The organism is Mesorhizobium sp. M0621, from assembly GCF_040320745.1.
In the GTDB taxonomy this organism is placed as follows: domain Bacteria; phylum Pseudomonadota; class Alphaproteobacteria; order Rhizobiales; family Rhizobiaceae; genus Mesorhizobium.
Genome location: NZ_JAMYQF010000092.1, coordinates 1 through 14012, shown reverse-complemented (window position 1 = coordinate 14012; position 14012 = coordinate 1). Strand labels below are relative to the sequence as shown.

11 protein-coding genes are annotated in these 14012 nt (G+C 58.2%); 5 read left to right on the top strand and 6 right to left on the bottom strand.

All coding sequences use genetic code 11. The annotated features are described in order from the left end of the window. Together NKI38_RS32360 and cysD are read right to left on the bottom strand one after the other, a co-directional pair. A partial coding sequence (locus NKI38_RS32360) for a GTP-binding protein (protein WP_337143688.1) occupies positions 1-269 on the bottom strand: 269 nt, incomplete at its 3' end. Between the two features lie 2 nt (positions 270-271). Continuing rightward, positions 272-1177 (bottom strand): sulfate adenylyltransferase subunit CysD, encoded by a 906-nt coding sequence (gene cysD / locus NKI38_RS32355; RefSeq protein WP_352626691.1) that lies wholly within the window; start codon positions 1175-1177, stop codon positions 272-274. Between the two features lie 487 nt (positions 1178-1664). Here cysD and NKI38_RS32350 point away from each other — a divergent pair, with 487 nt between their 5' ends. Together NKI38_RS32350 and NKI38_RS32345 are read left to right on the top strand one after the other, a co-directional pair. After that, positions 1665-2990, top strand: coding sequence for an O-antigen ligase family protein (locus NKI38_RS32350; RefSeq protein ID WP_352664787.1), 1326 nt, complete (start codon positions 1665-1667; stop codon positions 2988-2990). Then, complete coding sequence (locus tag NKI38_RS32345) at positions 2987-3922, top strand: NAD-dependent epimerase/dehydratase family protein (RefSeq protein ID WP_352664784.1); 936 nt, start codon at positions 2987-2989, stop codon at positions 3920-3922. The genes NKI38_RS32350 and NKI38_RS32345 overlap by 4 nt, the downstream gene beginning before the upstream one ends. A gap of 32 nt (positions 3923-3954) precedes the next feature. Here NKI38_RS32345 and NKI38_RS32340 read toward each other — a convergent pair whose 3' ends face one another. The 3 genes from NKI38_RS32340 to NKI38_RS32330 form a co-directional block, all read right to left on the bottom strand. Continuing rightward, positions 3955-4494: a sugar transferase gene (locus tag NKI38_RS32340; RefSeq protein ID WP_352664782.1), complete on the bottom strand. Its 540-nt coding sequence runs from the start codon at positions 4492-4494 to the stop codon at positions 3955-3957. A 121-nt stretch (positions 4495-4615) separates the two neighbouring features. Beyond that, positions 4616-5548: a glycosyltransferase family 2 protein gene (locus tag NKI38_RS32335; protein WP_352664780.1), complete on the bottom strand. Its 933-nt coding sequence runs from the start codon at positions 5546-5548 to the stop codon at positions 4616-4618. Positions 5549-5621: 73 nt separating this feature from the next. Next, positions 5622-7610: an SDR family NAD(P)-dependent oxidoreductase gene (locus NKI38_RS32330; protein ID WP_352664778.1), complete on the bottom strand. Its 1989-nt coding sequence runs from the start codon at positions 7608-7610 to the stop codon at positions 5622-5624. A gap of 259 nt (positions 7611-7869) precedes the next feature. Here NKI38_RS32330 and NKI38_RS32325 point away from each other — a divergent pair, with 259 nt between their 5' ends. From NKI38_RS32325 to NKI38_RS32315, 3 genes are all read left to right on the top strand, one after another. Beyond that, on the top strand, positions 7870-8820 hold the full coding sequence (locus NKI38_RS32325) for an ABC transporter permease (protein WP_352664776.1): 951 nt from the start codon (positions 7870-7872) through the stop codon (positions 8818-8820). 7 nt (positions 8821-8827) lie between these two features. Next, positions 8828-9568 (top strand): ABC transporter ATP-binding protein, encoded by a 741-nt coding sequence (locus tag NKI38_RS32320; protein WP_352664774.1) that lies wholly within the window; start codon positions 8828-8830, stop codon positions 9566-9568. A 362-nt stretch (positions 9569-9930) separates the two neighbouring features. After that, positions 9931-13863 carry a glycosyltransferase gene (locus NKI38_RS32315; RefSeq protein ID WP_352664773.1) on the top strand — a complete coding sequence of 1311 codons (3933 nt, stop codon included), beginning with the start codon at positions 9931-9933 and terminating at the stop codon, positions 13861-13863. On the opposite strand, the gene NKI38_RS32310 is transcribed toward NKI38_RS32315, so the two are convergent. Next, positions 13814-14012, bottom strand: a 199-nt coding sequence (locus tag NKI38_RS32310; protein WP_352664771.1) for a hypothetical protein, incomplete at its 5' end; no start/stop codon positions are given. The genes NKI38_RS32315 and NKI38_RS32310 overlap by 50 nt on opposite strands.

Below are 14012 nucleotides of genomic sequence, written 5' to 3'. Positions count from 1 at the left end.
TCGCGCTCGGCCTCAAGGCCATCGACCAGCAGCGCGAAGTCGATGTCGTCGCCGGTCGTGCCGTGCTTGCGCGAATCGCGTTCGAGCGCGGCGAGCTGGTCCTCGAAAATCTGCTTGGTGTCGGAAAGCAGGCGCCCGATCAGCGTCGACTTGCCGTCATCGACGGAACCGCAGGTCAGGAAGCGCAACAGCGACTTCTTCTCTTGCGCCGCCAGATAGTCGCGGACGCCGTCGGTGGGGGCGAGGCTCTTTGCCATGATGTGGCGCATGGTCAAAAGTATCCCTCGCGCTTCTTCTTTTCCATCGAGCCGGATTCGTCGCGGTCGATCAGCCGGCCCTGGCGTTCGGAGGTGCGCGCCGTCAGCATTTCACCGACGATGGCTTCCAGCGTGTCGGCATCCGATTCTATGGCGCCGGTCAGCGGATAGCAGCCCAGCGTGCGGAACCGCACCAGCCGGTTCTCCACCGTCTCGCCGGGGCGCAGTTTCATGCGCTCGTCATCCCTGAGGATCAACATGCCGTCGCGTTCCACCACCGGCCGTTCCTTGGCGAAATAGAGCGGCACGATCGGGATGCTTTCCTGCAGGATGTACTGCCAGATATCGAGTTCAGTCCAATTCGACAGCGGAAAGACGCGGATCGATTCGCCTGTTGCGATGCGGGTGTTGAATATCTTCCACATCTCGGGGCGTTGGTTCTTCGGGTCCCACACATGCTGGGCATTGCGGAAGGAGAAGATGCGCTCCTTGGCGCGGGATTTCTCTTCGTCGCGACGGGCGCCGCCAAAGGCCGCGTCGAAACGGTATTTGTCGAGCGCCTGGCGCAGCGCCACAGTCTTCATCACATGGGTGTGGGTGTTCGAACCATGGTCGAACGGATTGATGTTGTCACGCACGCCATCTTCGTTGACGTGAACCAGGAGATCGAAGCCGAGTTTCTGCGCCATCTGATCGCGAAAGGCGATCATCTCGCGGAATTTCCACGTCGTGTCGACGTGAAGAAAGGGAAACGGCGGTTTGGCGGGATAAAACGCCTTCATCGCCAGATGCATCAGCACCGATGAATCCTTGCCGACGGAATAAAGCATGACCGGCTTGGAAAAGGCGGCCGCAACCTCGCGGAATATGTGGATGGACTCGGCTTCAAGTCGCTGAAGATGCGTAAGCGCTGTTGTCATGGACTGCGGGCGTTCTTTCGTACATTCCGACAGAAGACGTCACCTATTCGAGCTTTTTGCGCCCGGTTCAAGCCAGCTTCTGGACAATCTCTCTCGTGCCGGCGTTTTAGCAGATCGCCGGTGTCTAGAACAATGCAAGACTGGTCCTGCGGCACATGGTTCGGGAATGAATTTTCCACGGATGCCGAAAAAGCCGGAAATTCCTGCTCGCAAGCTCGACAGGTGAGAAAACGCAGGAAAAATATTGCTTGAATAGACAGGCTACGGTTCCTTCCGGGAACCTCCTCCGATCGACCCGCGCCGTCTGCCGATTTTCAGTGGCAATTGGGGCCCCGACATACTATCGAAAAGGGAGCCCAGCCGCTATACCGCCCTTGGGAAGCGGGCAAGTGCATCATGGGGCATGGGCAGTCTCGAGGCGAGCGCATTCTACGTCGCTAAACAAGATCCGCCGCATGAACTTCCCGAAAATAGCGAGCCGGAAAAATTGAGCAGGCTTTCATCCCTGAAACAGCAATTCACGCCCTCGCGGGTGAACATCTACTTCTCCATCCTTTGTTTCTTTTTTCCACCGGTTCTGGGATCGGTGGTCAGTTTTGTTTTCAACGGCGGAGCCCTGGCTTCCGTCGTGCTGATTGCATCTGGGAAAAGGCGCTTCAACGCAGACCGGCCAATGATCTGGCTGACGGTAGCGATCTACGCCTACTGCGCGGCCAATCTCCTGGCCACCGTCGTCAACAATTCGTTCGTCCGCGATGCGCCACACCTTATCCCGCTCGTCACCTTCCTGTTTTTCCCCGTCTCTTATTCGACCTGGAGCATCACGCAGAAAACCATGCTTGCCCGCACCATCGTGCTCAGCAGCATGGCCGCCTGTTTTGTCGCGCTGCTCATGGCCGTCATCCAGCAATATTGGATTGGGGTCAGGGCCGAGGGCGGGGCCGGCAATCCGATCGTCTTCGCAACCGTCGTCTGCCTTGCCGTGGTGGTCTGCGTGGCCGGCGCCTTGTCAGGCATAGAGCGAGCCCGTAACCCCCTCTTCTACGCCGCATTGGCCGGGACGATAGCCATCATCTATTCCGGTTCGCGTATTGCCTGGCTGGCTCTGCTGATTGCCGGCATCGCTGTTTTGCTTATCAACCATCGGAGGCTCAGAGGTAGGAATGCCGTTCGTGTGCTTCTGCTGCTGGCGGCAGTCGGCATCGTAGTCGCCGCTTTCGGCTTCCAGTCGATATCCGGGCGCATCGACTTTCTGCACTCCGATTGGAATGCGCTGGGCGCGCAGGGCAATTACGACAGCTCGTTGGGAATACGTGTTGCGCTTTGGGAGATCGGCCTCAAAGCATTCCGTGACATGCCCCTGTTCGGACACGGGGTGGGTGCGACCCAGCTTTTGATCAAGCAGGGCTTTCATGATCAGTTCGCAATGAGCACAGGTTTCAACCATTTTCATAACGGCTTCCTGACCGCCTTGGTGCAAGCAGGAATTCTGGGCGCCGCAACGCTGGCGGCGATCTTTGTCGTTGCCGCTGGAAATGCTGTCCGGGTCTTGCGAAACAGCAGCGATCCGGTCGAGCGGTTCGGCGCCACACTGATTGTCATCGTCATTGTCACTTATCTCACGGCGGGGATGTCCGGCATCCTCGTCGGCCATGACATTCTGGACTCGGTGCTGATGGTCTTCATGGTGTGCGGAACGTATCTTGCCTCCGGCCGTCAGGCTCCGTTGACGGAAAAGCATACACCTCCACCAGTGATGGAAGGGCAGGTTCTTCCGCCGGCCACCCAAGAGTTGTTGCGAGCAAGGCAATGAAGGTCCTGGTCACCGGCGCGACGGGTTTCATCGGCCGCTTGGTCGTGCATCATCTTCGCCAAGCCGGCGCCGAGCTTCGCCTCGCCTCCCGCCACCCGGAGCGGCTTGGGCCGGGGGATGGCGCGGTGCCGATGCCCAATTTCGATGCGCCGGCCGCGGCCTTCCTGACACTCACCAGGGAAGTAACCCACGTCGTCCATTGTGCCGGCCTCAACAACGATCAAGGCAATGCCACCGAAGCCGACTACCGGGCGGCCAATGTGGAATTGAGCGCGCGGCTGGCGCATGCCGCGGCGGCGCAGGCAAGCGGACGCTTCATCCATCTCTCCTCGATCCGGGCCGTGATCGGCGCTCGCGTCAGCGCAACGATCGACGAGAACACGTTTCCTGACCCGCAATGCGTCTATGGGCGCTCGAAGCGCGAAAGCGAGGTCAAGGTTTTGGACGCCTATGCGTCGCATGGCCGCTCCGACGCCGCCGTGTTGCGCCTGCCCCCGATCTACGGAAGCGGCATGAAGGGAAACCTGGCGACGCTGATGCGCCTTGCCGATACGGCGCTGCCGCTGCCGACGGGTGCTCTGGCGGGAGTCCGCTCGCTGATGTCCGCCGAGGCCGTAGTGCGGGCGGTGTCGCACCTGCTGAGGCATTCCGGAGCGCTCCGCCCAATCTATGTCGGCGCCGATATGCCACCGGTCGCCGTCGAGGCCATCATTGCCGCCTTTCGCAGGGGTTTTGGACGGCCGACGCGGCTGATGACGGTACCGGCCGGCCTGATGCGACCGGTCGCGGGCTTGCTGGGCAAGCGGGCATTTTGGGACAGCATGACAGCGACACAGATATGCGATCCCGCCCTCTTAATATCGCAGGGATGGGCGCCGGAAACCGATCCGCTGGAGCGGCTGGCCGAGATGGCGCGGCTCGGTAAGTCGTAGCTTCTTATCTCACTTTTGGGATCATGACCTGTTCACCCTCGATAGAGCGTTCCGAACAGGATTCGAATGTCGAGCCGGAACGACGCGGTCCTCAGATAGGCGGCATCCGTTTCAGCCAGAAGCTCAGGGTTCGACATGTCGATGCCCCTGATCTGAGCCAGGCCGGTTATGCCGGGAAGCGCCGCCAAAACTCCCAGCCGCCTGCGACACTCGATCAATTCCGTTTGGGTCGGCAAGCAGGGGCGCGGCCCGACCAGGCTCATCTCGCCTTTCAGAACGTTCCAGAACTGCGGCAGCTCATCGAGCTTGAACTTCCGCAGGACCTTTCCGACCGATGTCACGGAATTCGCGGGCGCCTCATGCGAGGGCAATGACGGCGTCCCGACATACATGGTGCGCAACTTGTGGCAGCGAAAAAGCCTGCCGTCGCGGCCAACCCGCGTCTGCGAAAAAATAGCCGGACCGGGCGACGATGCCCGAACGGCAAGGACGGCAAGCACCAATACGGGGGACGTGACCACCAGCAGCAAAGCCGCACCGGCAAGATCGAAGATTTGCTTGGTTGCCTTCATGAACGGCTGATCCTGCTCCCTGCCAAAATCCCGAGGCAACGCCGCAGGCCAAGCCAATCAATCCGGTCGACGTAGCATGAGCTCATCTCTTGACCAAGCGCGCCACGCAGCCGTTCGATGCTCAGATGCGCCCGAGGATGAAAGCGAGATAGAGTCCCAGGGTCCCGGGAAGGGTCTGTCGATAGACACCGCTTTTGCGCAAACCAGCCAAGCGGCGGAAAAGACCGCCCTGCCGACCGTTGGTGAACAGGTCAAAGCACGCCGCCGCGTCTTCGGTCAGGAGATCGCGATTGACGGCGAGTCCGTCAAGATTGAGATCGGTCCAGTCGGCGAACTCGCCCTTGAAGAGGCGGCCAAGCCGGGAAACCCGCGCTCTCCACGACACGTTGGCGCCAACCAGGTTTGCCGCGTGCTGCCGATAGCGCACCAGCGGCCGTGGATCGTAGCGGACGATGCCGCCGGCGGCGGTCACGATGAGATAAGCCCACCAGTCGTGGCTGACGAACCCGGTCCGAGCAGAGGCCCTGGCCAACAGGTCGCGCGCCGCGGCATTGAGCAGGATGGTGTTGCCGCCGGCGATACTTTGCACGAGCGCGTTGCGAAAGGATGGCGGCCTGGCAAACAGCGGCGAATGGCCGACAAGGCTTCCCGCTTCCGTCATGGTCGCGGTTCGCGAGCAAAACATCAGCGGGGTTTTTGCGTCATAAGCCTGCATCCAGCGGATGGCGCTCTCCAGCCTGTCGGGCTCCCAGATATCGTCCTGGTCGCAGAAGGCATAGCCGTCCGCATCGATGCGTCGATCAAGGATCATCGACCGGAAATTGGCCGCGAATCCTTGCCGCGGCCCCTCCACAAGGGTCATTCGCCCCTTTGGCCAGCGGGATTGCCATGCCTCGATGATGGCAATCGTGCCATCGGTGGAGCCGTCGTCGGATATCCACAGGTCGATCAGAGGATGCGACTGCGCGAGCAGCGACTGCAGCTGCTCATCGATGAAGGAGACGCCATCTTTCGTGCCCATCAGGACTGCGATGCGCAGATCTGCTTTATCCACGAACGTCAAACACCTTGCATATGCGCGAGATTTTCAGATCCCCCGAATCATGGTCGCGTCGGAAAAGAACGGCCTAGCTCGCCTGGCCGACCGTTTTCGGGATGGCGTCCTGATGGATGCTCCCCCTGGCCTTCTTGGCGCGGTCAAGGCGTGCCAGCACGGCGAGCGCGGCAGCCTTGTCCTGGTTTTTCGCCGACTGCTGCAGCGCCGTGAGCGCGACCTGGACATCCGACCATTCCACGACGTCCGTGCTGAGGCCAAAAATCTTCGAAATGCCGAGCTCGACGAGTTCCTCATCTTCGCCATGCAGCGTTTCGTGGAGTTTTTCGCCCGGCCTGATGCCGGTGAACCGGATTGCGATGTCCTTGTATGGGCTCTTTCCAGACATGCGGATCATCGTTTCGGCCACTTCAAGAATCGGCACCGGCTTGCCCATGTCGAGCATATAGACGGCATAGTCATCCCCACTCTGCCGCGACGCGGCATCGGCGGCCGACATGATGACGAGATCGACGGCTTCCGCCACGGTCATGAAATAGCGTGTCATGCGCCGGTCGGTGATGGTGACAGGCCCTCCGGCCTCGATCTGCGCCTGGAATATGGTCGCTACCGAACCATTGCTGCCAAAGACATTACCGAACCGCACAGCTATGAATTTGGTGGCGGAGCGACGCCCGCCCGGCTCGCCCGCTGGCGCCCCATGCAAGGCGCTGACGATCTGTTCAGCGGCCCGCTTTGTCATGCCGAGCACCGATGAGGGATCCACCGCCTTGTCGCTCGATATCAGGACAAATTGCGCAACCCCGCATTTGGCGGCGACTTCGGCACAGACGAGCGTTCCGAAAATATTGGTCTGGATGGCCGAATCCCAGTTTTCCTCGAGCAACGGAACGTGTTTGAGCGCCGCGGCGTGAAAAATGATATCCGGCCGGAATTCCGTAACGACACGCGTTATCTGGCGTCGGTCCGCGACATCGACGATGCGAACCTTGAGACGGTCGTGGTCCTTCTCGTCAATATACTGGCTCAACTGGAAGATGCCGAACTCGGAGTTGTCGGCGACCAGCACCGCCTCCGCTCCCAGTTCCAGCGACCGTTTGACCAGTGTTCGGCCGATCGAGCCGGCACCGCCCGTCACCAGAACACGTTTGCCGCCAACAAAGGCGCTGATGCGCTCGATATCGGACGCGACTGTCGGACGGCGCAGGATCGTTTCCATCTCGACGGTGTCGAGAACCAGCTTCCCGTGCCGTTCCAGCTCCGAAAGACCGGAGAACTGCACCACATTTATGTCGCCGTGCCGGGCGACGCGGACGAGTTCCGAATACTCCTCGATCTCGTGCTCGGCGCCGCTGCCGAAAATCAGCAGGTCCAGGCTTTTTGTGCCGGTCGCGTAGTCTTCCAGGACGTCAATCAAACGCGGCAGGGTCGCCACCACGGGAACACCCTGTATCCGTGTGCCCAAAGGCACGCCGCGCTCGGTCGCCATAATGCCGACTATGGAGTAGTCCGCCGGCTGCGCCGTGCGCGTGAAGCGAATGATCAGGTCGGCCTCACCGAGGCGGCCGACGAACAATGCGCGCTTGGTCTGCGTCTTGTCGGTCTTGAGGCTCAGAATGCCCCAGCTCGCGCCATCACGCAGGAAGCGGTAGAACAGGCGAGGCGCCGATATGATCGTGAAGGAGACGAGGAAGAAGACGATGAACTGACGCTCGTTTAGCCCCTGCACAGGCTGGAAAGTGCGAACCACCAGCGAAGTGGCATACAGAGCGACCGTCAAAATCGCGCAACTCTTCAGGATATTGAAAAAGTCCGGCGTCGAGGCAAAGCGCCAGACGGTCGTGTAGAGGCCACAATACCGGAATAGCAGATGGCTGATGAGAACAATGCCTGCCCAGGTTGCCAAGCCCTCGTTGGAGAGCGCTTCGAACGAAAGATTCGACCGCGAAAGCACGAGACTGAGCGCCACGGCGACCAGGACCATGACCACGTCCTGGATCATGATGAAGGCGCGCCGCATCTGTGGTCTGAGCCCGAATACTGCTTCGAGGTAAGAATTCATGGGATGGTACTAGACTCCAGAATCACGGGTATGAACACCCAGCGAAATGCGAACACGAAATACTTCGAGGCCGCTCATCTTTCTCAAAGTGCCATCCCCAGTCCCCGCCGTCCTGTATCGCATACTGCGGGCGGGAAGGCATAGCTAGATGTTTTTTTGGCCGAGTGGGCGATCAATGGGGAAGCGCAACGCCTCGTTTGCGGGTGATTGCTGCCAAGTACGCATTAGTTGTTGCTAACAAAAAGCTACACATCGGCATGTGTCCAGTTTTGCCGCAGTTGACTCTGCTGCCGACCTCGTTACGACGCAATGCGTTGCCATATGCCCGTCGAAATGGCTATTTAGAGATGGGCTTGGTGGTTCGCTATGGCCAGCGAAGGACGATGCGCCAGAACAACAGATTGCGATACTCCCAGCTATGATTACGGCACTAAACGGCGCTTTTGACGACATCTCAAAGGCCATAAGATTACACCGGGTCTGGATCGCGCTTGCCCATGAGGACATCGGCGACCAGCACCGACGCACAACGCTCGGCCCGCTTTGGATGCTGGTCAATTATGTCGCCTTCGTGGGCACATTCGTTTTCGTGTTCCAACCCGTCGGCAAGGATGCCGCGGGTTATGCCACCCATGTCGCGATCGGCCTTCTGGTATGGTTCTACCTGATGGAAGTCATGTCCATGAGCGTGTCGCTCTTTCAGCGCGAAGAGAGCTTCATCGAAGGCACGACGCTGCCTTTGTTTGTGTATGTGATGCGACTGGCATTGCAATCCGCCATCAGGGCGGGCTATGCGATCGCAGGTTGCGTTGTCATTCTGCTCTTGAGTGGACCTGCGGTGACTTCCTCGTGGCTGTGGTCAGGCGCAGGATTGCTCCTTATACTGCTGGTTACGCCCGCAATGATTACCGTATTTGCGTTTCTCGGGGCTTTCTTTCCCGACAGCCAGTTCATTGTTGGCAATTTACTGCGAGTCGGCATGTTCTTCACGCCGGTTTTCTGGGTGTACAACGGTCAAGGCGGCGTCCAAGAATACGCCTATCACTGGAATCCATTCACTTATTTTCTGGAAATCGTCCGTTTGCCCATTATGGATGGAGAACTGCCAGTTCATGCTTTCATCGTGACCATCACTATATCTTTGGCTACATGGGCGATCGCATTGCTGCTGCTCGGCCGGTATCGCAAGCAAGTCATCTTCATCATCTGAGTTTTCAATGGTTTCTATCAGACTGGACAACGTTAGCCTTGTTTACAAGCTGCACGAGAAGCTGACACTTTCCGCGCCGGACCGGCGCGTGGGTGGGCCAGGCGGCAGAATCGAAGGCTCGGGCAAAAAGCAGTTCGTGCAGGCTCTCGACGGCGTCAGTTTCGAATTGAAGGCCGGCGACCGGCTGGGCCTGGTCGGCCCGAACGGAGCCGGCAAGACCACCCTCCTCAAGGTACTTTACGGAATCTACGAACCATCCGGGGGAAGTGTCGCGATAAAGGGCAAAGTCGATGCTCTTTTCAACATCAACATAGGCTTCCGCCGTGAGGCCACGGGGCGCCGGAACATCGTGTTGCGTGGGCTGATCAGTGGATGGACGGAAGCCGAGATCGAAGAGAAGATGGAGGATATCATTGCCTTCAGCGAGCTCGGGGATTTCATCGACTTGCCGTTCAAGGCTTACAGTCAAGGCATGGCTGCGCGGCTGGCCTTTTCAGCGGCAACCGCGCTCGAGCCGGAGATTTTGCTCATGGATGAGTGGATCGGCGCCGGCGACACTTCATTCCAGGACAAGGCCAAACGGCGCATGGACGAACTGGCGGAAAAGGCAGGCATCATCGTGCTGGCAAGCCACAGCGAGGCCCTTATCCAAAGCGTATGCACGAAAAAAATGACGCTCAAGGCCGGCCGGATAGAATCGCTCACGACGGAGCCGGTCAAGCGTGCTGAAAAAGTGGCTAAGATTTAGAGGCCTCCAATCCTCTCCCGGAATACCCTTTACTAAGGATGAAATTGGTCTCTCTGCGGACCCTGAAGGCCATGACTTACCTTCTTTGAGACAGAAAACATAAAGCCATATATATTAGCGGCGTTGATAATAGCAACCTTGGCGCCGATATTCCATATTACGTCCAATTTTCGCCAGGTTCGTGCGGGGAGTTGCCATATCCGCCTTGGCCGAAGCACAGAATCCTTCTACAAGATCTCTGTGTTCTGGGCAGCAACGAACGGATGCTCGGTCGGGGCCACAGAACGTACCGAATGGACGATGCGCCGGTGCCGCGGGGAACGACACCGTTGCCGCTATGTCTGATGATGCGGAGAAGTTTTATGACCCCCGTTGACCTGCCGAGACGTACTTGCATTCTCGTCTTGGGCATGCACCGCTCGGGGACGAGCGCAATCACGCGAGTATTGAGTCTATTGGGAGCGGCGCTCCCTCACCACCTGGTCGACGCTGATCCGACCAATGAGGCAGGTTTCTGGGAGCCTGCGCGCCTCGTGCAAATCAATGACAGCATGCTGACGGAGTTGTCGAGCCGCTGGGACGACTGGCGCGCCTTCGATCCTGCGGCTCTGGGCGCGGCGAAGCTTGCACAATACAAAAGTGCTATCAGAGAGGCGATTGCGGCTGAGTTCGGAGATGCGTCTCTATTCGTTATCAAGGATCCGCGAATCTGTCGGTTCGCGCCGCTTTATGAATCGATCCTAGCCGAGATGGGTGTGGCCACCCGGTTTGTGCTCATTCATCGCAATCCCCTGTCGGTGCTGGCCTCTCTCAAGCGTCGCGACCAGATCGGCACGGACTATGGAGCGCTCGTTTGGCTGCGCCACGTGTTGGATGCCGAAATTTCCACGCGCGGCAAGGATCGGGTCTTCGTCAGCTACGAGCAGCTGATGGATGATTGGTCGCTGGCGGCCAGCGAGATCGCAACCGCCCTTGGCATCGATTGGCCAATTGGCGGCCAGGCTTCAGAGTTGATCGATCGGCATTTGCGCCGCAATCTGCAGCATCATGCTGCTTCACCCGCAGATGTCATCCCCGGATCTCTTGTCGGGGGCGCGGTCCGGGATACTTATCAGTCACTCCTTGCCCTACTGCATCAGGAATCGGCCAGCTCAACGCTTGCCATACTCGATCGCATCAAAGCAGCGCTGGATTCCGGCACCCCGGTGTTCGCCGATGCACTTTTCGAGGAGATGGCGGTACGCCAGCAGCGCGAGACACTCAACCATGAGCATTTGGTACGGCTGGTGGCAAAACGCCAAGGCGAGATGGAAGCTTTAGCCAAAGAAATCGAACTCAAGGACGCCCGCCTTGCTGCGCTCGAGGCATCATACCGCCAATCGGATCTGCGAGGAACCGAACTCACCAAACTCTTGGCATATGCTGAGGTCCAGTCCGCAGCAATGGTGACACGCGAAGCGGGGCTTTTGAAGGAACTCCAAGAACGCTGCAGCGAGGTGGCCGAACTTGAAGAACTTAAGGCCACCGAACGTGAGAAATTTAAGGTCACGGTGAGCGAACTTGAAACGCGGATCGACCAGGAGCGCGAACTTCTCCAGCGGCTAGCCGCTGACAACGAAAAGGTAAACTCACAGATTACAAGGGAGAACATCGAGCTCCACGATCAGATCAGGGCGTTGTCTCAGGCGCGTGACACCGCACGGTCCGACGAACAACAAGCTCGTGATATGCTCCAAGCCATCTACGGCAGCACGTCCTGGCGTATCACTCGTCCAATACGCTCGATCAGAAAGAAAGCAACTGAGTTCCGGGTAGTAGCGACCAGTGTGCTTCGTCTGATCCGAGAAAGACGGCTGACTTCAGCGACAGTCGCCAGGGGCGTCAGGCAACTGCCAAGGTTGATTAGCGAGGGCAAGCTTTCCAGCCCCACCAGCTTTTCCGAACTGGCGGAAACGCTTGACCCCGAGTCGGTTTCCCGCATTCAGAGTGCGTTCGATCAGGAGTTCTACCTTCGGAACAACCCCGATATTGCGATGTCCGGCGTGGATGCATTCTCGCATTTTCTCGCCTATGGCTGGAAAGAGTATCGCGACCCTTCAGCAGACTTCTCAGTATCATATTACCTCCAGCGTTATCCCGACATAGCGCGGGCGGGGATCAATCCGTTCATCCATTACGTCCTGCATGGCCAGGGGGAAAAGCGGACGGCCCTGTCTTACAAGCGGCGCCTGGAGCGAAGAGACGTTCGGCCCAAAGTCACAGCCATCGTTCCCAACTACAACCATGCTCGTTTTCTAGAGCAGCGGCTGGAGTCCATCCTCTCCCAGACTTACGAAAACATCGACATCCTCATCCTTGACGACTGCTCACACGACAAAAGCCGTGAAATCATTCAGCGATACTGCGACCTCTACCCAGGCCGAGTGCGCTCACTTTTCAACCTGCAGAATTCTGGCAATGTCTTCCGCCAGTGGCGCAAGGGTGTTGAACAAAGCGAGGGCGACCTCGTTTGGATCTGCGAAAGCGACGACTTCTGCGAGCCCGATTTCATCGAGCATTTGATTCCACACTTTCGTGACCGCAGCGTCAACTTGGCCTTCGGCCGCATCCAGTTCTCCGATCAAAATGGAAGGCCAAGGGTCGGTCTTGATCAGTATCGCGAAGGTGCCGAGGCCGGGATCTGGAATGAGTCGATGGTCAGGCCGGCATCTGAATGGTTTGCCCGCGGGTTCGGCGTCAACAATTTGATAGCCAATGTCGGCGGATGCCTTTGGCGTCGCCAGATCCTGCCAGCAGCAGTCTGGGCGGAGGCAGAGTCATTCTCAGTGGTCGGCGACTGGTTCTTGTATTGCCATCTGGCCGGCGGCGGAAACATCGCTTATGAACCTGCCTCGGTAGCCTATTTTCGCCAGCACGGGCAAAACACCTCGGTCAGCGCATTTATGAGCGCACCATACTATATAGAGCATCATCGACTGATGACGCTGCTCCGTAAGACGTGGGATGTGCCTGACGAAACCGTAGAGCGCTTCATGTCGAAGGTGGCGTTTCAGTACAAACACTTCGATCTTGAGCGAAAGCTTGGCCCATTGAACCTGTATGTCGATGGGCGCGCGCTCCTCGAAGTCAAGCGCCAGCGCTCACACATCATGCTGGCTTTTCTAGGCTTTCATACCGGTGGCGGGGAGGCATTCCCGATCAACCTCGCGAATGAACTGCACGCCCAGGGCCATCTTGTTTCCATGATCGCACTGGACATGAGTCACATCAATCAGCACATGATAGAGTCACTCAATCCCGCGATCGCAGTCTATGATGCCGATCAGGTGGTGGATACCGGCGTGGATCGCTTCGTGGCAGAGGCCGGAGTTTCGCTGATCCACTCACATATGGCCCTCCTCGAGATCTTCTTCTTCGAGCATATGAAACTCACGGCGAATATTCCCTACATTGTGAGCCTGCATGGATCATATGAAAGTGCGGATCTGAGCGTCGATTTTTTGAAACGCATCACCAAGGGCGTGACGCATTGGGTCTACACGGCGGATCGTAACCTGGAGCCGCTCCGAGCTGCATCAATTCCTGAAGCGAAGCTGACCAAGCTCGGCAACGGCATGCCTCATGACGACATGCCTTTTCCACAAACCCGCAAAGAACTTGGAATATCCGACGATGCCGTCGTATTTACCCTCGTCGCGCGGGGAATTCTGCGCAAAGGCTGGAGGGCATCGATTTCAGCCTTCATCAAACTTCGTGACCGTCATCCCGGGCGGCAACTACACCTGCTACTGTGTGGCGATGGCGAGCAAGTCACCCATCACGAGCGTACCTACGGCTCGGAGCCAGGCATCACCTTCCTCGGCTACCAATCGAGAATTTCCGGACTCTACCGGATCAGCGATGTGGCGCTCGTCCCTAGCCGCTTCGGGGGGGAGTCGTTTCCTCTGTGCATAATCCAAGCCATGCAGGTCGGCACTCCGATCATATCCACACGGGTGGGAGAGATAGAACACATGGTTGCTCCGCATGGACATCCTCCATGCGGCCTCATCATAGATCCAGTGCGCGATACCGATCACTTCATCCAGTTGCTGGAAGCGGCGATGGAAGACATGCTGTCCGATACGCTGCGCAAGAAATGCGCAAAAAGTGCGAAAAAACTCGGAGAACGCTACAGCATATCCAACGTCGCCAACGACTATATTCGTATCTACAACGACGCTTTGCATTCGCCGGCGTCAGAATCTAACGACCCTGAAGAAGGTCAGCAATTAGAGCTGACAACGTATCGATAGTGCATTGGTTCAGAAAATCTGCAGGGCCGTTCAGCGGTTCATCCGAAAATATATAGTCGACCGTGAACAATCCGCGCTCTAAGCGGCGACCGGCTTGGGCCGGAGTTGGAAGAGAGCGATCAAGAGGGACAAAAAACCCTTCAGCCACC

What these genes read in the sequence shown, in the direction of transcription:
- cysD (WP_352626691.1), bottom strand. Translation starts at nt 1,177, where the DNA reads ATGACAACAGCGCTTACGCATCTTCAGCGACTTGAAGCCGAGTCCATC.
- NKI38_RS32345 (WP_352664784.1), top strand. Translation starts at nt 2,987, where the DNA reads ATGAAGGTCCTGGTCACCGGCGCGACGGGTTTCATCGGCCGCTTGGTC.
- NKI38_RS32330 (WP_352664778.1), bottom strand. Translation starts at nt 7,610, where the DNA reads ATGAATTCTTACCTCGAAGCAGTATTCGGGCTCAGACCACAGATGCGG.
- NKI38_RS32340 (WP_352664782.1), bottom strand. Translation starts at nt 4,494, where the DNA reads ATGAAGGCAACCAAGCAAATCTTCGATCTTGCCGGTGCGGCTTTGCTG.
- NKI38_RS32320 (WP_352664774.1), top strand. Translation starts at nt 8,828, where the DNA reads ATGGTTTCTATCAGACTGGACAACGTTAGCCTTGTTTACAAGCTGCAC.
- NKI38_RS32315 (WP_352664773.1), top strand. Translation starts at nt 9,931, where the DNA reads ATGACCCCCGTTGACCTGCCGAGACGTACTTGCATTCTCGTCTTGGGC.